An 18,627-nucleotide genomic window follows, 5' to 3' on the forward strand; every position below is an offset into this window, starting at 1 on the left:
CTTCTCTCCCAGTACGGATACAGGAGGCTCCGACCGTCTTACGGGAGGGCAGTCGGCGCTCTTACGCTGCTGTCCTCGCCATCGGCGGGAATCGATCTGGCGTGGGCGAGCGCGGCAGCAGTCACGATTCCGGTAGGCCTGCCGTTCTCGATCACGGGGGCCCGACGCGTCGATCGCGCGTGCAACAGGGCGATAGCCTCCGTAACGGTCGCGCTGCAATCGATCGTTAACTGGTGCCGCGGGCAGATCTCGCCAAGGCGTGTCTTGGTCGGATTGCGGCGCTCCACAATCGCACGGACGATGATGTCCCAGTCGGTGACGACTCCACGGACCGTGTCGGCATCGTAGACGATGACGTCGGCGACGCCGGCCGCGGCCATTTTCTCTGCCGCATCGGCGAGCGACGCGAATGCCGACAGGCTGACCGCCGCGGCGGTCGCGACCTCGCTGACGTATCTCGGTCGTGCCGAACTCACGGCCGGGTCTCACTTTGGCGAGGCAGCTGATCGCGTCGTCGATGGGGTGGGTTCCGGGCCCGACCGGGGAGGCTACGGCCGAGAGCCTGGCACCGCTGGTTGGCGAAAGTCCATCGCAGCAAGGGTTGCACGGCGTTCGCGATATTGATCCGGCGCTGTGCTTGCACGACGAGTGTGTCGCCTCGTACGGCGCTCGTAAACATGTCCTGCGATGGCGTTGGCGCGTGCACATGCGCAGAGCGACGAGTACGCCGGCCCAGGCTGGATACGACAGCCAGGAAGGAGAGAGGAGACTCGCGATGCGCGCCCGTCCACCTGGTTACGCCGAGATAGATCAGCGCATTGTGGATTTCGAAGTCATGGCCCTGTCCTTCGATATACGCCACCGCGCTGCGATCACTGTGTGCGAGTTCATGGCCCGCAAAGGCAGCGGCCCTGCGGAGATCGGCGAGGTGTTGGCGGCGTTGGGGCTACATGATCTTCTTCGGGACCGGGCATGCCCCTAGGCGGCCTGCGCAGACAAACACCATGATGAGCGCCGCCCACGCGAGCGCGGTCAGCCATACCGGCGGCATCCAGCCCTCGTTCCTCGTCGGATGACCCGGCACGCCTTTAGGTGCTACGAGGCCTTCGACTTGTACTGGAGCCGGCGGCGGGCCTCGGTCTCGATCGCGTGCTGATAGGCAGCGAGATCCGGCAGATGTCCGGCGGCGGTGCCTCGCGCTTCGCCGATCTTCTCGTAGACGATCGCTGACGGCACCTCAGGGAACTCAGCGAGAAGTGTGTCGACCGCTGCGAGCAGTGCTCTGCTGACCTGCGCAAGGGCTGTCCGATGGGTTAACTGTGATGAGGCCATGTGCACCCCGAGCTGTACGTCCGGTCGGCCGTCCCCCCCAGAAGCCGACCATATTGATAGGTCAACCGCGTGCTACTGAAGTACCCGATCATACGACCGCCATACCTCGCGCGCGGAACGCGTCGCACGAACGGCCACGCGTTTGCTGGGGCAGGAAGCGGCTATGTCGTCGTTGTCACGCCAAAAGGAGGTATTCGGTGCCCAGCAAGTCAGCCAACGTGAAGAACGAGAAGCAGTACGAGGCGCTCAAGGACAAGGGAATGTCCAAGCAGCGGGCTGCTCGGATCGCGAACTCCGAGGGCGCCTCTGGTCGCGGCGGGCGTTCGAGCGGTAGCTCCGGCAGTAGACGATCAACGGCGAAGCAGGGTGGAACCACCGCCCAGAAGAAGGACGCCGGCCGTAAGGGCGGCAAGGCCACCGCTCGGAAGTCCTAGAAAGGGCACCCTTCGGTGACCGTGTGGTCCGCACAGTCCGATCAGGGGCGCCCACCCGATCGGTCGTTTTCGGTCCAGGTCGTGCCACGGCCGCTCCCGAGTCCGTTGCCGCTCGGGTTCATCGGCCTCGCCGGTGCCACGCTCACCGCGTCCGGGCTCCAGTTGCACTGGATCCCATCGTCGGGAGCCGACTGGATGACGGTCGGCCTGATTCTCATGGTCTTTCCCGTGCCGTTGCAGGCGATCGGTGCGGTGATGGGCTTCGTGGCGCGGGATGCTGTCGCAGCGACCGGGATGGGTGTCTTGGCGGCTACCTGGCTGGCGCTGGGTGCAGCCATGTTCACCGGCGTACCCGGCCAGTTGAGTCCCGGGCTTGGTCTGCTGCTTATCGGTGCGGCCGGCGGGCTGCTGGTCCCAGCGGCGGTCGGCTCACTGACAAAGGGCGTGGCGGCGACAGTGATGGGTCTGGCGTCGTTGCGCTTCGACTTGACGGGCGCATACGAGATTGCGGGCACAGAGGGTTGGCGCTTGGCGGCAGGCGTGTGCGGGCTGGTCTTGTTCGCTGTCGCGCTTTATGCGGCGCTCGCATTCGAAGTCGAGTCGAGCTACGGCAGGACCGTACTTCCGACCGGCCGACGTCCGCACCTTGAGCCGCATTGAGCGCAAGTTTCGAGGGGGAGGATGCCGCGGCGCATCACGAGCCTCGCATGCGACGACGGATTTGAGGCCAGGCTTACGACCCCAGGTAGCGGAGGACGGCGAGCACGCGCCGGTGGTCGGCGTCCGAGGGCGGCAGGTCGAGTTTGGTGAAGATGTTGGCGACGTTCTTCTCGACCGCTCGCTCGGAGATCACGAGGCTGCTGGCGATGGCAGCGTTCGACCTGCCTTCGGCCATCAGGGCGAGGACATCGCGTTCTCTGGGCGTGAGCGTCTGAAGGTCGTCGGTACGCCGGGTGGCGCCGAGCACCTGTGTGACGACCTCGGGGTCGAGAGCGGTGCCGCCGGCTGCCACCCGGGCCAGCGCGTCGACAAACTCGCCGACATCGCCGACGCGGTCCTTGAGGAGGTATCCGATCCCGGCGGCACCGCGGCCGGACGGCGCAGTGAGGAGCTCGGCGGCGTGGCGGGTCTCGATGTACTGGGAGAAGACGAGCACTCCGGTGCCGGGGTGGTCGCGGCGGATGGCGATTGCTGCCCGGACCCCTTCGTCGGTGTAGTCGGGAGGCATGCGCACGTCCACGATGGCAGCGTCCGGCTCGTGCTCGTCGACGGCTGCTCGTAGCGCCTCTGCATCGCCGACCGCGGCCACCGTCTCGTGTCCCCGGTCGGCCAGGATCTCGACGAGCCCGGCGCGGATAACGGCGGAGTCTTCGGCGATGACGACCCGCATTCGACGTCCCCTTCGGGTCAGACTCGGGAAGGCAGTACGACGGTGACCACGGTCGGGCCGCCGGCCGGGCTTTCGACCTGCAGCCTGCCATCGACGGTGTTGACCCGCTCGGCGAGGCCGGCCAGGCCCCCGCCTGGGACGAGCCGGGCGCCGCCTGCGCCGTCGTCGCTGACGCGCATTGTCACGAGGCCGGGCTGGTGCTGCACCTGCACCGTGGCGCGCCGGGCACCGCTGTGCTTCGCCGCGTTCGTCAGCAGCTCCGCGGCGCAGAAGTACGCGATCGTCTCGATGGCAGGGGACGGACGATCAGGAAGGTCGACGACCAGCTCAACCGGCAGGTCGCTTCGTTGTGCGAGGGCGGCGAGGGCCGCATCGAGGCCTTCATCCAGGGCGGGCGGGTGGATGCCCCGCGCGAGGTCACGAAGCTCCGCGATCGCCTCCATGGCTCCGTGGCGGGCGGCGTCCACCAGCTCCAGCGCTCGATCGAGATCGGTCCCCTCGGATCTGGCGGCCGAGGCGCTGAGCCGGTCGCGAGCAAGCCCCAGCTTCATGACCACGGCGACCATCTGGGCCTGCGCCCCGTCGTGCAGGTCCTGTTCGATCCGGCGCAGCCGGGCGGCCGCATCGTCTACTACGAGGGCGCGAGACCGTTGTAGCTCGTGGACGCGCTCGAGGTTCTTCGGGGCATCCCGGAGCAGATTCCACCGTGGGACGAGGTAGGCGAGCGCGCCGTTCAGTGCAGCCGGCAGCAAGAACAGCGCGCCCAGCCAGTAGCCGAAGGCCATGAGGACTGCCGCGGCGATCACAAAGCCGACCGCCCCCACCCAGCGGCTGATCGCCACGCCCTTCACGTGCTTGGCCCCGAACGCCGTGAAGGTGCCTCTGGCCTCCGAAGGGCCTGCGCCGGTCATTGTCGAGACGCTACGCCGAGAGGTGGGCGTTGTTCGTCGCGTCCCGGAGGTTCCAGCGCGGGACCAGGTAGGCGAGCGAGCCGTTCGCGACCGCGGGCAGCAAGAACAGCGCGCCCAGCCAGTAGCCGAGCGCCATGAGTACTGCCCCGGCAATCACGAAACAGATCGCGGCCACCCAGCGGCTGATCGCCACGCCCTTCACGTGCCGCGCCCCGAACGCCGTGAAGCTGCCCCTGGCGGCGGACGGAGCCATCCGCCCGGTCGATCGTTGGTGCTCGCGTTCGTCGTACATGACTGCCTCCTTTGATCCTCGCTAGCAACCGTCGTGGTCGCCTGTTCCAGGTTCGCAACGAACGGGGGAGACGTCTGTCGTGCAGACACCCGAATCGGGGGTACGGCTAGCACGACCAGCACGACCCGGGCTGGGTTGCTCACTCGCTGGCCGATGACGAGGTTCGCGCCTGCGGCGCGATCAGCGTGTCCGACTGGCCGTGATAGGCGAAACTTGTCCCGTGGTCGCGGACTCCGGTCTCTGCCCGGTGCGGGTCGGGCGGGAAGCCGATATGGCGGCGATCGCCAGGTCTCTGTCACGGCTTGAGTCCAGCGGACGTGGCGCGCTGCTGCTGATAGCAGCGGAAGCAGGGATGGGTAAGTCACGGCTGGCGGCCGAGGCTCTGGACCTGGCCAAGGCGCGTGGTCTCCGTCGGATGGTGGGCGGTTGCGCGGGCGACGGTGCGACGGCGTACCAGCCTTTCGCGGTTGCACTGCGGCGGTGGGTTCGCGTGCTCGACCAGGCAACGATCGGCGAGCTCTTCGCGCCACCCGCGACCTTGGCTGCGGTGCTGGTGCCCGAGATTGCGCGGAGCCTTGATATCGGGACGTCGACGCCGACTCCGGATGATCTTGCGGCCGCCGTCTGGCAACTACTGCGTCGCGTAAGCCGTCCGGACGGCGCGGTTCTTCTGCTCGAGGATCTGCACTGGGCCGATACCGACAGCCTCCGGATGCTCAGCAGCCTCGTTCGCGAGATCGACGACCTACCCGTGCTGATCGTCGGCACTTATCGGCCGGATGAGATGCACCGTCGCCATCCCCTCCAAGTGTTGTTGACCGAGTTGGGTCGGGAGCGCCGCCTTGAGCAGATAAGACTCGCACCGCTGTCCAGCCGTGAGGTAGCAGAGATGCTCGCGGCGATCTTCGACGGCACGGTGGTCGGAGAGGATTTTGCGCGCGCGGTATTTGACCGCACCGGCGGAAATCCGTTCTTCATAGAGGAGCTGATGACCGGACTGATCGGTTCAGGCGAGGGTTACCGCGCAGCCGGGGACTGGAGGCGCGTCGACCTGTCGTCCATCCACATGCCACTGACCGTCCGCGATGCGCTACTCCACAGAACCAGGACTCTCAGCGACGATGAGCTTGAGATCTTGAAGTTCGCAGCCGTCGCCGGCGAAGTGCTTGAAGTGGATGTCCTCGCCGCTGCCACGAAGCAGACGATCGAGGCAGTGGAGGCAGCGATCCGGGCGGGCCTGCGGCTCCAGATCCTGTCGGAGGCGAACGAGGGCGCGTTGACCACCTATGTCTTTCGTCATGCGCTCACTCGTGAGGCTCTCGCTGAGGAGCTGGTCGGTCCTGATCGCCAGCGAGCGCGGGCAGCGATCGCGAATGCGGTGGTTGCGGCGCGCGCGGATGAGCTCCCTGCCCGTGCGTCAGTCCTCGCCGACCACTTCACGGCGGCAGGTGAGGTGGGCAAAGCTATTGAGTACGGAATACTGGCCGCCCGAACTGCATCAGCGACGTTCGCGACGGATGAGGCGGGTAGGCAGTGGGACCGAGCGTTGGGCTTTCTCGGTCCGGACGCCCCGCAGCGGCTCGACTTGCTGCTCGAAGCCGCTGAGGGCGTTGTGGACGCGGCGGATCGCCGGCTTGCAATAGCGTTCGCGACCGAAGCCAGGCGCAGGGCCCATTCCGCGAATGACCCGATCCGTGAAGCTCGTGCCGTCCATGTCCTGGAAAATGAGCGCTATCTCAGCGGTGATGGTGCAGGAGCGCTGGTTATGTGCCAGCAGGCTTACGACCTGGTTCGTGGTCGCGACGACTATGCAGAGGCAACCGCGCTGCGAAACCTCACGCGTCGTCTCACCCTGATGGATCGCGGCGACGAGGCGACCGAGCTAGTTGAACGGGGCATATCGCTGGCTCACGACTCCAGCAATTCCAGTGCCCTATCCGGGCTGCATGGCACTCGGATGTTGACCACCCCGCTCGGGCCTGACTTTGACGCCGCCTACTCCGCTTCCCTCGCTGCAGCTCTGGCCGCAAACGACGTCGAAGCGGAGCGAAACGCCACCACAAATGCGGGCTACTCGATGTTGTGGGGCGGCGAGCTGTACCGCTCTCGAGAGGCTTTCGCACGAGCCCACGAACTCGGTGAGCGTTACGCACCGATCGAACGGTATGTGGGTGCGGGTTACGCCTGGCTGCTCGCTTTGATCGGGGACTACGACCGTGCACGGGCCTTGGGTGAGCAGACTCGAGGCACCAGTGATGTGCCGTCACGGGTGGTCGCACTAACTGCGCTGTACGAGGTTGCCGACCGAACTGCCGATCCCATGAGTGCTGCGATTGCCGCGGAGCTCGGCGAACTGGCCTCCGGCACCTCCGAGAACCAACGCATCGCGCCCGCGCTCGCGTCCCGCGCGCGCGAACTCCTGCACGCCGACGGCATCGAGGCTGCGCTCCCGGTCTTCCTACAAGTCCTTGAGACCACCACGTACCCCGACAAGCGGGTCGGCAGTCACTGGATGTTCTCCCCCGAGTGCGCCGCGGCGCTCGCTGCCGCTGGCCTGGAAGAGGAGGTCCGAGAGTGGTTGACGCAGATTGATCGGCTAACCGGGAATGACCGGAACCCCCACAATGTCGCGGCGTGGCGGCTGTGCGAGGCCCACCAAGCTGTCGCAGCGGGAAGGAACGAGAGCGCCCGCGAGCTGTTCGCTGATGCAATCAGGCGGTACAACGCGATGCCGTGCCCGGCGCGAGAGACCGAAGCCTGGCTCGGCTTGGCCGACCTCGAGTGGACAATGGACACCGGGGACGCCAGCGAGCGGGCGGCACGTTCCGCCCACGAGATCGCAACGCGGGTAGGCGCCGTACGGCTTCAGCGGCTGGCGTCCGTCGCAATCGAGCGAACGGCGGCTCCGGCGATTCTTGCAACCGTCATGGTCACCGACATCATCGGCTCCACCGAAAAGGCCGCCACGCTCGGCGACCGAGGCTGGAGAGAGCTTCTCGACCGACACCATGCAGCCGTCCGCCGTGAACTGGCGCGATTCGACGGCCGAGAGATCGATACCGCAGGTGACGGCTTCCTCGCCGCATTCGCGAGCCCGGCGCAGGCGGTTCGCTGTGCGAGTGCCTGTCGTGCTTCGGTGAGTCGCCTGGGCCTGGAAGTACGGATCGGTTTGCACTCAGGTGAGTGTCAGCAATCCGGCGACAAGCTAACCGGCATCGCCGTACACGTTGCTGCTCGAATCGCCGCTTCGGCCGAGGGCGGTCAGATACTTACGTCGGGAACCGTGCGGGACCTGTTGGCGGGCTCCGGCGTCCGGTTCATCGACGCCGGCGACCGCGAATTCAAAGGCCTCCCTGGACCCCGTCGAGTATTTGCGGTCGACGCATGAACTGTTCTCTCGCCACCGGCAGGCACACCGACACTCGATACTCGGCACTCGCCAGCGCCGAGCTGACTCTGCTTCCGATTCGGTCGCGACACACGGCAATTGGTCCGGCAAGACGCCCACCGACGCGATAGCACCGTCACGGGCAGTCGCGGCCCTCGCATACATCACCGACGCTCGATGCCCGCAGGCTATTGAGCGGTTCGGCGTCGCGCGTTCGTGGCTCGCAGCCTGCTGTTCTCGTCTTGCAGCTCCATGACCATGGCGATGCCGGCCAGATTGAGACCAGCGTCGAGCAGGTCGCCGATACGGCGCAATCGATCAAGGTCGTTAGCGCTGTACCGGCGGGTGCCTCCCACGGTGCGCTCCGGCTCGAGCAGTCCGCGCGCCTCGTAGGCGCGAAGGTTCTGCACCCCGGTGCCAACCAGCTCAGCGGCTACGGAGATGCCGTACACGCCACGCGCGCGGTCAGGGTCGGTGCCTGTCACGCTGCCACTCTCTCGCCGGCCGAATTCTTCGCTGTAGCCGCTTGCGCTGCCATCATACACATGCTATATCAAATCTATAGCGCATGCCATAGGTCCGACTCTCGGGCCACTTGGCGACGAGCATCCGAGAGAAGAGGAGCAATGGAGGTGGACACGATGCTGATGCGCACCGACCCGTTCCGTGAGCTGGACCGGCTCACCCAGCAAGTCTTCGGTTCCAACGGGACCCTCGCGCGCCCCTCGGTGATGCCGATGGACGCTTGGCGGGATGGAGACACCTTCCACGTCGAGTTCGATCTGCCCGGAGTGAACCCGGACTCGATCGATCTCGATGTCGAACGCAACGTGGTGACGATCAAGGCGGAACGTCCGCCGCGCGCGACTGATGCTGAACTGATCGCGGCTGAGCGTCCGCGCGGCATTTTCAGCCGGCAGCTGATCCTCGGTGACAACCTCGACACCGAGCGCATCCAGGCCAGTTATGACGCAGGTGTTCTCGGGCTGCAGATCCCAGTCGCCGAACAGGCCAAGCCGCGCAAGATCTCGATCACGAACAACGGTGAGCGCAGGCAGGCCATCGACGTCTGACCCCGACCGCCCATGACGACGATCATGCGCGACGCGCTCGGACGGTCTCAGCCACTGGGCCCGAAGCGTTCCACCCGGATCTTTTGGCCGGCAACTCCAATGTCGAGGAGCAGGTCGCTGATGGCTTCGGCAAACCCGGCTGAGCCACAGATGTAGTACGAGTCATCAGCACGATCGAATACGGGTCGGAGATCCGCGGCATTGAGCCGACCGCGCGGGCGGCCGCTCGCGCTGTCCTCGCGAGTAAGCGCGATGACGGTGCCATGAGCGGCGAGTTCGTCGGCGTACGGGAGCTCGGCGAGGGTCCGAGATGACACGGCGAGCCGTAGCAGTTCTCCTCGGCCAAGGTGCCGGCTGTGACGGAGCATCGCGACCAACGGAACGACGCCGGATCCACCGCCAACTCCGGCCGCGGGCGCGTCGCCTCGCCAGACGAACCAGCCGCCGATTGGGCCCCGGACATCGAGAACGTCGCCGGGTGCGGCGACGTCGGCGAGGTACGTCGAGACCTCTCCGTCGTCGAGGCGCTCGACGAACAGCTCGATCAGTGGGTCCGACGGGGCGGATGCCACCGAGTACGAACGTTGGGCGACGTAGCCATCAGGAGCGGTCAGCCGGATCACATAGTGCTGGCCGGGAAGGTGGTCAATGCGATCCGGCACCTCGAGGCGGAGCAGGACCGCGTGTGGGGTCGGGTGGGCAACCTCACGGACGGTCGCGCGTCGCCACCCGCCGGTCGGCGCCGGCTGAACCCCGAGCGGATCAGTCACCTTGGTACCGCTGCTCGAGCCACGGGTCGCCGAGGTCGTGGTAACCGTTCTGTTCCCAGAATCCTGGCTGATCGTGGTCGAGCAACGTCAGCCGGGTGATCCACTTCGCGCTCTTCCAGAAGTACAGGTGTGGCACCAGCAAGCGCACCGGACCGCCGTGTTCGCGGGGGAGTGGTTCACCTTCGTACGTCCACGCGATCCACGCCTTGCCGCCGGTGAGATGGTCCAGCGGAAAGTTCGTGGTGTATCCGGTGGTCGACGTAGCCAGGGCATGGGTTGCGTGCGGCATCGGGCCAGTGAGGCGCAGGAGCTCATCAACGCTTACGCCACCAAAGCGCGTGCCGAGCTTCGACCAGGTCGTGACGCAGTGGATGTCGCCGGCGAACTCCGAGCCCGGCAGCTGATGCATTTCTTCCCAGGACCAGGAGCGTGACTCGCGGACCAGCCCGTCGACCGTCATGGTCCACGTCGAGGTGTCGAGCCGTGGGGTCACCTCTGCCGTTAACACCGGCCAGTCCTGCCCGGCGTCGTACTGGCCAGGTGGCAACCGAGGATCACGCTGACGATGCGTACGGCCCAGAAAGCCACGTGTCGGTTCCGTCACGACGATTCTTCCCCCCAGATTGCCGACGGTGTAGTCGGCCGCCCTGCGGATTCACAAACGTGCCCCCGGTGGGACCCGGACCAGTCCTCCGCAGGTTCCTGCGATTGAGCTCTGGCGTTGACCTGCGCTGAGGCCTCAAAGGTACGCCGCCCTGATCGGCCTGGTGCGACGGGGATAACGATGCGCAGGCCGTTCGGCTCGCGTCGCACGCGAAAGTGCGGCGCGCGCCGGCTGGTAGAGGCTGGCCGCTGGTCGAGATCCGATGGGTTGACCGGCGTGCCGTCGGTTCGAGTCCAGTCTCGCGTCCGTCAGTTCCCACAATACGAACCGCGACCTGCTGGTCGAGGGGCCAGTTATAGCCTTGCGTGCCCTCCGATCCCGCTCACGCCGATAGCCCCTTCATGCGGGTCGGACTGGCGCCGGCGGAGAGCGTGTAGTACGCGCAGGCCTGTTGCGCGTTGAGTCGGTATGGCTGTCCGACGATCAGGTGGGTTGGGGGTCCTCGCCGTGGTAACCGCGCTCGTGCTTACTGCGTGTAGTGGGCCGAGCCGATCGGGAGACGGTTCGCTGGCCGTCGCCAGCCTGTCCCCCGGTCGAGCGGCCGTCATGAGATGAAACGGTGGATGGCCTCGTTGGCGTGGTCCTGTAACGCGGTGTTCGCCAGATCGGGCAAGAAGTCGGCTTGGTTGACCAGGGGACCTATCAACTTGTTCTCCGGGCTGGCGTAGAACACGCCGCTGGACAGGGCCGGGTCGGTGACGCCGTCGACGAGCCGCTTCGCGCCCACGTCGAGCTTGTGGGAGAGACCAAAGGCGGGCATGACGTACTTGGCGGCTACCCGCATCGGTAAGGGAAGGCCGCTGGCAGCTCCGGTCCCGGTGGTGTTCCCGGGGCTCACGGTAACGAATCGGCGGTCGGGGTGCTGGCGGGCGAGGAAGCCCATCCATAGGGCACCGATGTATTTGGCCTGTGCGAAGGCCAGGTTGAAGTCAGGCTTTCGGTTGGCGAAGAAGCTGCCATCGATGACTGTTGCGAGCTCGTCGGCGGAGGTTGAGTCGAACGATGGCCGCTTCATTCCCAACTTCGGAACTCCGGCGACTGCTTCACTTCCGACAAACACCGCAACCTGGCTAAGCCGGCCCTCGGCCAGGAGTTCTTCGAGGAGGACAACGTGACCAAGGACATTCGTCGCGAACACGATGGTGACGCCGTCGGCAGTTAGGCTCAGCGTCTGCGGGCCGATGACACCAGCGTTCATGACCAGCGCGTCGATCGATCCGTCGAAGGATGCCAGGCCAGCGCGAACGGAGCTCTGATCGGCAACGTCCATGAGCACGGTGTCGAAAATCTTTCGGCCGGTCGCGGCCTCGAGCTCGGCCTTTGCCGCGTTCGCTCGATATCGGTTCCGGCATGCCAGGTAGATCCCCGCGAACTCGGGACGTCGGGCCAGTTGCCGGGCCACCTCCTTGCCGAGCCCGGCGTTGGCGCCAGTGATGAGCGCCGTATTTCCCGGCACCGCGCTCACTCGGATCGTCTCTCGTCGTCCGTGGGCGTGGGCAGGCCCTGGAGCAAGCGGAAGCGGGCGTCCATCGCGACGCTTCGGATGTCGATCAGCTGCTGATACGCGGGCGAGTTGTACCAGCTGAGGGCCGTATCCCTGTCGGTGAACCGTACGAGGGCTCCGGAACTGAGCGAGCCGTCGCCGTGCAAAACTTCCCAGTCACCAGCGGCGATTACCTCCCCGCCATGCTCTGTGGCCGTCTGCCCAGCGATGGGGGCGTACCTCTCCCGATAGACATCCGGATCTCTGACGGTGAACTCCACAAGTACGTATGCGCTCACGCGGGTCCTCAGTTCCTAGTAGGGGATCTGGGTGCTTGGCCTTCACTGCTAAGAGTGGGTTGAGCGACTCAGTCTGGTCCAGTACAGACTGGGTTGTCAAACCCAGAATCGCTAGAGTGGGTGCATGGTCAACGAGACGAGTGATCGGCGGCGGCTCACCCCCAAGGGGGAACGGGTCCGGGCACGAATCGTGGAAGCCGCTGCCGACTTGATCCACGAGCGTGGGGTCGCGGGTACCACCTTGGAAGACGTCAAGATGGCAGCGGAGGTCAGCGGTTCGCAGCTTTACCACTATTTTCCCGACAAGAACGATCTGGTGCAGGCGGTCATCGACTATCAGGCCAACGCCATCGTCAGTCGCCAGCGGCGGGTGCTCGGCAGCGTGAAGGGCCTCGAAGCGTGGCGGAAGATGGTCATCACTTCCGCGAGGCGCACCCAAGCAAGAGGTGGCTGCCAACTTGGTTCGCTCGGTGGTCAACTCGCCGAGAGCGACCCCGAGGCCCGGGCCCTGATCGCTGCCGGCTTCGAGCGCTGGTCAACCGCCATAGGCGAGGAACTCAAGTTGCTTAATGCCGAAGGGAAGCTCGCGCCCGGCATCGACCCGGACGACCTCGCCACCACTCTGCTCGCCACCCTCGAAGGGGGACTGCTGCTCGCCCAAGTACAACGGAGCACTCAACCCTTCGAAGCTGCGATCAATACGCTCCTCGCGCTTGCCGTCCCGACCTAAGCCCGGTCGGGGCGCAACGGCGCGTGCTGGCCGAACGAGATTGGACCTAGGGCCGCGGTACGCCGGGACGTACGTCACTGGACGCCACCTCCACCGAGATACAGGCTGAAACTGGCGAGGTAGGAGGGTCGCCGTGAAGGTCTCCGAGGTGATGGCGGCCCCCGCGATCACCGTGCGCGCGAGCGCACCGATCGAGGAGGCCGTTCGACTGCTGGCCGACAACCATGTCAACACGCTCCCGGTGACGGATCGTGAGGGCCGGCTGGTCGCAATGTTGACCGAGACCGACGTTCTGCGTGCGCTCGCCCTGCGCCTAGGTATCGGCCTGAGCCCGACCGCGCAACTCGATCCCGGTTCGATGCCACGTCGGGTGGCGGATATCGCTACCGCACCGAGAACGTCGGTGCGTCCTACCGATGATATGTCCTATTGTCTGGCCCTCATGGTCGCCGACGGCGGCCGGAGCATTCCGGTGCTTGGCGCCGGCCGGGTCGTGGGAATCATCAGCCGCCTCGAAGCACTGCGGGCGCTCGAGCGGATCGACCTGGAGACCGTCCGGAACCTCATCCGTGCGGGTCGGCTGCCTAACGTTGGCGAGCCGGCCGCGCCGCTTGAACACCGTGGCGCCGAGGGCAGGTCATCTGGCAATGTGCTCGACTTGTCCCTGCCTGCACGCCTGGACCGGCGTGACCTGATGCAGTGACCTTCGGCTGGAGCATCGGGGGCGTTTGCCTCTGGTACCAGGCCGGAGCTTCTGCCCACCCTCGGGGCGGAAACACCTGGCTCGCTTGCCGGGAGCGTCCAAGGGCTGGGCTCGCTGGGGACGGTGATGGGACATGGCAACACCTCCACTGCTGGTCGACTCTGATGTGAGCTGGCTAGTCGAGCAGGCGTGCCGGGCGCCGTCGATCCATAACACGCAGCCATGGCGGTTCGTCTGGGACGGCACCGGCTTCAACCTGTTCGCTGACACTTCTCGCGGACTGACGGTTGGTGATCCCAATGGCCGGGAGCTGGTGATCAGTTGCGGTGCCGCGTTGTTCAACCTGCGGGTGGCGCTGCGTCAGCGAGGGCTCGTCGGGTCGGAGCTGCTGTTACCAGATCCCGGACAGCCCCGGTGGCTGGCTCGCGTGGTGGTGGCGCGAGGGGAGCCTGCGAGCAAGGCGGAACGGCAGCGGCTCGCCGCGCTCGTGCGCCGGCACACTCATCGCGGAGGGTTCGATGATCGGACCTTGCCTACGCAGTTGCAGGTGGAATTGCACCGTGTGGCGGAGGCCGAGCAAGCATGTCTCGTCTACCTCTGCGATCCGGGGAGACGGCACAAGGTGTTGCAGCTGACCCGTGAGGCAGCGGGGGCGATCGATGCGAATGAGCGCGCCCTGGCCGCACTTGCGGACTGGACCCCCGCCCCCGGCAGCGGACGCCGAGACGGGGTACCTCCGGAGGCCTATCCGGCGCGGCCGAGGGCGCAGGCCACTGAGTTCGCGGCGCGGGACTTCGACTTGGGCCGAGGGCTGGGGACCGCAGAGGAAGCCGGTTCGTCACCCGGCCTGCTTGCCGTGCTCGTCACCGATGGCGACGATGAGCGTTCCTGGTTACGCGCAGGATCCGCCCTTGAACATGTCCTGGTCGATTCGGCTCGGCACTGGGTGTTCGCCGCCCTGCACTCGCAGGTATGTGAAATACCAGCGGCGCGCGCTGAGTTACGACGCGAACTAGGGACCGCGGGCTATCCGCAGGTTCTCCTCCGGCTTGGCTACGCGCATGTTGCAGCTACTACCCCGCGGCGCCCGGTGCGCGACGTGCTCAGGGTGATAGAGCACTAGACGGGGCCACGCTTCCGTCGATCGCGAAGCCTGGCGGGTTATCTACGGCGGAAGATCAGGCTGCGTCTCGCCGCAGGCGATCAGGAGGAGGCCACCCCCCCGCCCTCGGGGGGACACGAGTATGGGCTCTGAGCCGCGGTTTCACACGGTGCCCCCGGCAGTGCCCCGGTGGGGCCCGGACCAGTCCTCGGCAGTTACATTCGCCTTCGCTCACGCGTCGACTTGGCTGTCGCCATGCGCTGATGCGGCAAGTTCGTCCAGATTGGATCGGCGGCCTCATCGACCCTCGACACGAAGTGGTGGGTCAGCGAGTGTGGACTCGTCGGAGCTAGCTCTGGGGACCTGAGCGGGGCGTGTTGTTCGAGGAGGTCCGCTTCTGGGATCTGGTCGCCTGGATCGATGCGGTCGTGAGCCATTGGTGGTCCTCTTTTGCCGCTCGTAGTGCGCTGTTCTCTTCTTCGAGGTCGAGGACCATAGCGATGCCGGCGAGATTGAGCCCGGCATCGAGCAGGTCCCCGATGTGACGGAGCCGGTTGAGGTCGTGGGCGCTGTAACGGCGGGTCCCGCCGGCGGTGCGGTCGGGAGCGAGCAGGCCGCGCGCCTCGTACAGCCGGAGGTTCTGTACCCCCATCCCGACCAGCTCCGCTGCGACGGAGATTCCGTACACGCCGCGAGAGGCATCGGGTGCGGGTACTCCCACCATGCGGTCCCCCTACTCGGAAATTTTCTGATCTGACTCTTGCATCATGGTGCCACGTGTGTTACAAGAAATCTATAGCGCACGCCACATATCAGTCGAACATCTGTGGCCCTCAGGAGCATCAGGAAAGGAGAAGACGGAGGTGGACACGATGCTGATGCGCACCGACCCGTTCCGCGAACTGGACCGGCTCACCCAACAGGTCTTCGGCACCAACGGCACCCTCGCCCGCCCGTCGGTCATGCCAATGGACGCGTGGCGTGACGGCGACACTTTTCACGTTGAGTTCGACCTACCGGGCGTCAACCCGGACTCGATCGACCTCGATGTCGAACGCAACGTCGTGACGGTCAAGGCCGAACGTCCCGCCCGGGCCAGCGACGCGGAGCTGATCGCCGCCGAACGACCCCGCGGGATCTTCAGCCGGCAGCTCATCCTCGGTGACAACCTCGACACCGAGAAGATCGCCGCCAGCTATGACGATGGAGTGCTGACCCTGCAGATCCCGGTCGCTGAACAGGCAAAGCCGCGCAAGATCTCCATCGCAAGCAAGGCCGACACGCGACAGGCAATCAACGTCTGAGCCCGCGGCACGGTCATGAGCACCACGATGGGAAGCTGCGGTGGCACAACACGAGGCGACGAGCAGTTCATTGATCTGGTCCTGAACGATCAAGACCTGCTCGAGGCCGAGTTCGACGCGATCATCGCCGCCGCGTGGCCCGGCCGGCTACCGCCTACCTCCGGACCGCGGTGGATCACAGTCCCGCCGCCGCGTCAGGTCACACCTGATCGGACGGTGAAACCAGTGAGACGGGGCAGCCCAGCGCACCCGTTCGACCAATCAGCCAGGCAACGCTCACCCCCGCGCGGCCAACTCGCCGCCGGGCGCGGTGACCGTTCGGCCGGAGATTTCGCTGTGAACATTCGTGGTTGTGCAGGATACGAGCGCGCCCGTTACAGCCAGCCTTCGCGGCTTGCACGAACTGCGGCTTCGACTCGATTGCCGACGCCGAGCTTCCGAAAGAGCTCTTGGACGTGGGACTTGATCGTGTTCTCACTCAAGTGCACCCTCTTGGCGATCTCGCGGTTGGAAAAGCCGTCCGCGATCAGTCGAAGGATCTCGACTTGGGTCGCGCTGAGCATCCTCGGAGCCTTGCGCGGAGGATTCTCGGGAGTGCGCATCCGTTGAAGCACTTTGCCCGCGATCTTCGGGGAAACCGCTCCGTCGCCGCGATGCACGGCCCATATGCTTTGTTTGAGCGCGAACCTTTCGATGTCCTTGACGACGTAGCCTCGGGCGCCCGCCTGTATGCACTCGTGGACAAGTTGGTCATCGGAGTACGTGGACACGATGAGGACCGCGACGCCAGGGTGCGACACGCCGAGTCGGCGGCACGCTTCCGCACCGCTGATCCCTGGCAGGCGAGCGTCGAGCAGGACAACGTCAGGGCGGGTTCTGTCGACCAAAGCACCGAGGCGCTCTGCGGTGCCGCTTTCGGCGACGACGTCGAAGTCCGGGTCGGATGCGAGGATGGCCTTCAGGCCTTCCCGGACCATCTCGTGGTCATCAATGAGCGCTACCCGGATCACGGTTCGTCCCGATCGAAGGGGATACTGGTTCTGATAACGAATCCGGCTTCCTCGCCGTTTGCCGCCTCGAACACACCGCCCCGCTCGATCACCAGTTCGCGGATGTGGCGGAGCCCGAAGTGCAGATGACTCTCGGGAAAGGTCTTCAGGACGAGCTCAGACGCCCCGACCCCGTCGTCCTGGATGACGAGGTCAACACGATCCTGTTGATAGCGGAGCCTCACCAGAATCCTCTCGGCTCGGGCGTGCTTTTCGATGTTGGCCAGCGCCTCATTGACGATCTGCCCAACGAGGTCGCGGACTTGGTCGACGGCTTCGGTCGGCCGGCCGCTCACGGACAAATGCGCTTGCAGGCCCGTCGTTCGTTCGACATCGCGAAGCATCGTCCGCACGTCGTCTGCAAGCTCCACGTCGCCGTGGTCGGCATCCGCGAGGGTGAAGATCGCGCGTCGCACCTCGTCAGCAGTCTGGATGGCGATGCGGCGAGTCTCGGCGAGCTGTTCTCTGACATCTCGCTCGATGTGCTCGACCTCCAGCAGTCCGTTTAGGCGAACCCCGATCGTGAAGATCTGTTGTTCGATTCGGTCGTGCAGCGCGCCAGCGATACGGGTTCGCTCTCTCCCGAGCAGCTGGATGCGTTCTGCTTCCGTTAGCCGGTCACGCAGCATCTCAAGCTCGGCGATTGTCTGCCGCTGCCGCTCGTACAGACGAGCATTGTCCACCGCCACCGCCACTTGATTCGCGAAGGTCGACAGCAGCTGTTCGTCGTTGCCGTCGTATCCGTTGGGCTTGTTGGCCACGCCAATCATGCCGATGGCGTCCTCGCTCAAGCGCAGTGGCACGCCGAGGAACTTGCGAATGGGCGGGTGCCCTTCGGGCTGCCCGACGCTGTGCGGGTCGGCTGCGACATCATTGGAGTTGTACGAACGGTTCTCCCGAATGACAACGCCGACCACGCTCGAGCGCAGGGACATCACGTGGAATTGTGCGTAGAACTCCGGGCTCGGCTGGAACCCGCTGATCGCAGCCACATCCATCACGCGGTCGCCGACCTCCATTCGCCCGTTGGCTACCCGGCCAACGGTCGTCTCGCGGAGCAGTCCGCTGAAGGCGAATTCGGAGTCGGTTAGCTCCCGACAGTAGTTCAGAGCGCGTTCATGGACTTGTGACAGGTTTCGCAATGCGGCGATCTCGACGGAGATCTCGTGCAACGAGGCAAGCTTGGTGTGCAGGTTGTCCGGTTCTACCATCGGACCCCTCCGCTCAAGCGGGGGTTAACGGTTCCGATGCTATCCGATGCTGCCGGACCCATCTCACCCAGATAGGTGCCGCGATCCGCCCGATCGGGTGATCCACACAGGTGCAATTCGCGCTCGGTTGGCGGGGGGACTTTCGCCTGTTCTCAGGATGACGGGCATCCTTTCGAGTCGCGAGAGTGCATTGATGCGCATCGACATCGGCAACAGCGGGCGCACTCCTGGAATGCACCCCGCAGCTGTCAACCGCCAAGACCGTCGGCTGAACACCGCGCCGTCGATGAGTCGGCATCCCATACCCGCAGGCCCGCCACAAGCCCCTGATGGGGACCTGAGCGATGGCTCGTGCCTGCTAGCGACGAAAGGCCGGGCGCGGTGCGGCGGTGCGGCCTCCCTGTTGCAAACCCTGCTCGGCGGATCGCGCTGCGCTCGGGCAGTCCGGATCGAACCCGATTCGCGAGTCCCACTGAGGTGGTTGGCCGACGC

Annotated in this window: 21 protein-coding genes; 8 read left to right on the forward strand and 13 right to left on the reverse strand. The window is 65.6% G+C overall.

Annotated features, from left to right (window positions below; all coding sequences use genetic code 11):
• Positions 1-38: 38 nt before the first annotated feature.
• Together VME70_07885 and VME70_07890 are read right to left on the reverse strand one after the other, a co-directional pair.
• A complete protein-coding gene (locus tag VME70_07885) occupies positions 39-476 on the reverse strand; it encodes a CBS domain-containing protein (GenBank protein ID HTW20113.1) in 438 nt (145 codons plus the stop codon).
• Between the two features lie 619 nt (positions 477-1,095).
• Positions 1,096-1,332, reverse strand: coding sequence for a hypothetical protein (locus VME70_07890; GenBank protein HTW20114.1), 237 nt, complete (start codon positions 1,330-1,332; stop codon positions 1,096-1,098).
• 197 nt (positions 1,333-1,529) lie between these two features.
• On the opposite strand from VME70_07890, the gene VME70_07895 reads away from it, so the two are divergent.
• Both VME70_07895 and VME70_07900 read left to right on the forward strand, forming a co-directional pair.
• Positions 1,530-1,766 (forward strand): hypothetical protein, encoded by a 237-nt coding sequence (locus tag VME70_07895; protein HTW20115.1) that lies wholly within the window; start codon positions 1,530-1,532, stop codon positions 1,764-1,766.
• 195 nt (positions 1,767-1,961) lie between these two features.
• Positions 1,962-2,426 (forward strand): hypothetical protein, encoded by a 465-nt coding sequence (locus VME70_07900; protein HTW20116.1) that lies wholly within the window; start codon positions 1,962-1,964, stop codon positions 2,424-2,426.
• A gap of 73 nt (positions 2,427-2,499) precedes the next feature.
• On the opposite strand, the gene VME70_07905 is transcribed toward VME70_07900, so the two are convergent.
• From VME70_07905 to VME70_07915, 3 genes are read right to left on the reverse strand one after another with little or no spacing between them, the layout of a single operon-like run.
• Entirely contained in the window at positions 2,500-3,156 is a 657-nt protein-coding gene (locus tag VME70_07905; GenBank protein ID HTW20117.1) for a response regulator transcription factor, read from the reverse strand.
• A gap of 17 nt (positions 3,157-3,173) precedes the next feature.
• On the reverse strand, positions 3,174-4,067 hold the full coding sequence (locus VME70_07910) for a histidine kinase (GenBank protein ID HTW20118.1): 894 nt from the start codon (positions 4,065-4,067) through the stop codon (positions 3,174-3,176).
• A gap of 10 nt (positions 4,068-4,077) precedes the next feature.
• A complete protein-coding gene (locus VME70_07915; protein ID HTW20119.1) occupies positions 4,078-4,359 on the reverse strand; it encodes a hypothetical protein in 282 nt (93 codons plus the stop codon).
• A 220-nt stretch (positions 4,360-4,579) separates the two neighbouring features.
• Here VME70_07915 and VME70_07920 point away from each other — a divergent pair, with 220 nt between their 5' ends.
• Complete coding sequence (locus VME70_07920; GenBank protein HTW20120.1) at positions 4,580-7,747, forward strand: AAA family ATPase; 3,168 nt, start codon at positions 4,580-4,582, stop codon at positions 7,745-7,747.
• A 188-nt stretch (positions 7,748-7,935) separates the two neighbouring features.
• On the opposite strand, the gene VME70_07925 is transcribed toward VME70_07920, so the two are convergent.
• Positions 7,936-8,232, reverse strand: a complete 297-nt coding sequence (locus tag VME70_07925; GenBank protein ID HTW20121.1) for a MerR family transcriptional regulator — start codon at positions 8,230-8,232, stop codon at positions 7,936-7,938.
• Positions 8,233-8,388: 156 nt separating this feature from the next.
• Here VME70_07925 and VME70_07930 point away from each other — a divergent pair, with 156 nt between their 5' ends.
• Positions 8,389-8,820, forward strand: a complete 432-nt coding sequence (locus tag VME70_07930) for an Hsp20 family protein (GenBank protein HTW20122.1) — start codon at positions 8,389-8,391, stop codon at positions 8,818-8,820.
• A 47-nt stretch (positions 8,821-8,867) separates the two neighbouring features.
• Here the strand turns inward: VME70_07930 and VME70_07935 are convergent, their stop codons facing one another.
• From VME70_07935 to VME70_07950, 4 genes are all read right to left on the reverse strand, one after another.
• Complete coding sequence (locus tag VME70_07935; GenBank protein ID HTW20123.1) at positions 8,868-9,590, reverse strand: FAD-binding oxidoreductase; 723 nt, start codon at positions 9,588-9,590, stop codon at positions 8,868-8,870.
• A complete protein-coding gene (locus VME70_07940) occupies positions 9,583-10,194 on the reverse strand; it encodes a sulfite oxidase-like oxidoreductase (GenBank protein ID HTW20124.1) in 612 nt (203 codons plus the stop codon). Before VME70_07940 ends, VME70_07935 begins: the two co-directional genes overlap by 8 nt.
• Before the next feature lie 604 nt (positions 10,195-10,798).
• Positions 10,799-11,719, reverse strand: a complete 921-nt coding sequence (locus VME70_07945; protein HTW20125.1) for an SDR family NAD(P)-dependent oxidoreductase — start codon at positions 11,717-11,719, stop codon at positions 10,799-10,801.
• Positions 11,716-12,036, reverse strand: a complete 321-nt coding sequence (locus VME70_07950) for a DUF1330 domain-containing protein (protein HTW20126.1) — start codon at positions 12,034-12,036, stop codon at positions 11,716-11,718. Before VME70_07950 ends, VME70_07945 begins: the two co-directional genes overlap by 4 nt.
• A 124-nt stretch (positions 12,037-12,160) precedes the next feature.
• Between VME70_07950 and VME70_07955 the strand changes: the two genes are divergently transcribed.
• From VME70_07955 to VME70_07965, 3 genes are all read left to right on the forward strand, one after another.
• Positions 12,161-12,766: a TetR/AcrR family transcriptional regulator gene (locus VME70_07955; protein ID HTW20127.1), complete on the forward strand. Its 606-nt coding sequence runs from the start codon at positions 12,161-12,163 to the stop codon at positions 12,764-12,766.
• A gap of 133 nt (positions 12,767-12,899) precedes the next feature.
• Positions 12,900-13,469, forward strand: a complete 570-nt coding sequence (locus VME70_07960; protein ID HTW20128.1) for a CBS domain-containing protein — start codon at positions 12,900-12,902, stop codon at positions 13,467-13,469.
• Between the two features lie 133 nt (positions 13,470-13,602).
• Entirely contained in the window at positions 13,603-14,592 is a 990-nt protein-coding gene (locus VME70_07965) for a hypothetical protein (protein ID HTW20129.1), read from the forward strand.
• Positions 14,593-14,920: 328 nt separating this feature from the next.
• Here VME70_07965 and VME70_07970 read toward each other — a convergent pair whose 3' ends face one another.
• Entirely contained in the window at positions 14,921-15,295 is a 375-nt protein-coding gene (locus VME70_07970) for a MerR family transcriptional regulator (protein HTW20130.1), read from the reverse strand.
• 148 nt (positions 15,296-15,443) lie between these two features.
• On the opposite strand from VME70_07970, the gene VME70_07975 reads away from it, so the two are divergent.
• Positions 15,444-15,875 (forward strand): HSP20 family small heat-shock protein, encoded by a 432-nt coding sequence (locus VME70_07975; protein ID HTW20131.1) that lies wholly within the window; start codon positions 15,444-15,446, stop codon positions 15,873-15,875.
• 374 nt (positions 15,876-16,249) lie between these two features.
• Here the strand turns inward: VME70_07975 and VME70_07980 are convergent, their stop codons facing one another.
• Together VME70_07980 and VME70_07985 are read right to left on the reverse strand one after the other, a co-directional pair.
• A complete protein-coding gene (locus VME70_07980; GenBank protein HTW20132.1) occupies positions 16,250-16,885 on the reverse strand; it encodes a response regulator transcription factor in 636 nt (211 codons plus the stop codon).
• On the reverse strand, positions 16,882-18,135 hold the full coding sequence (locus tag VME70_07985) for a GAF domain-containing protein (protein ID HTW20133.1): 1,254 nt from the start codon (positions 18,133-18,135) through the stop codon (positions 16,882-16,884). Before VME70_07985 ends, VME70_07980 begins: the two co-directional genes overlap by 4 nt.
• Between the last annotated feature and the right edge of the window lie 492 nt (positions 18,136-18,627).

This window comes from Mycobacteriales bacterium (assembly GCA_035504215.1).
GTDB lineage: Bacteria > Actinomycetota > Actinomycetes > JAFAQI01 > JAFAQI01 > DATAUK01.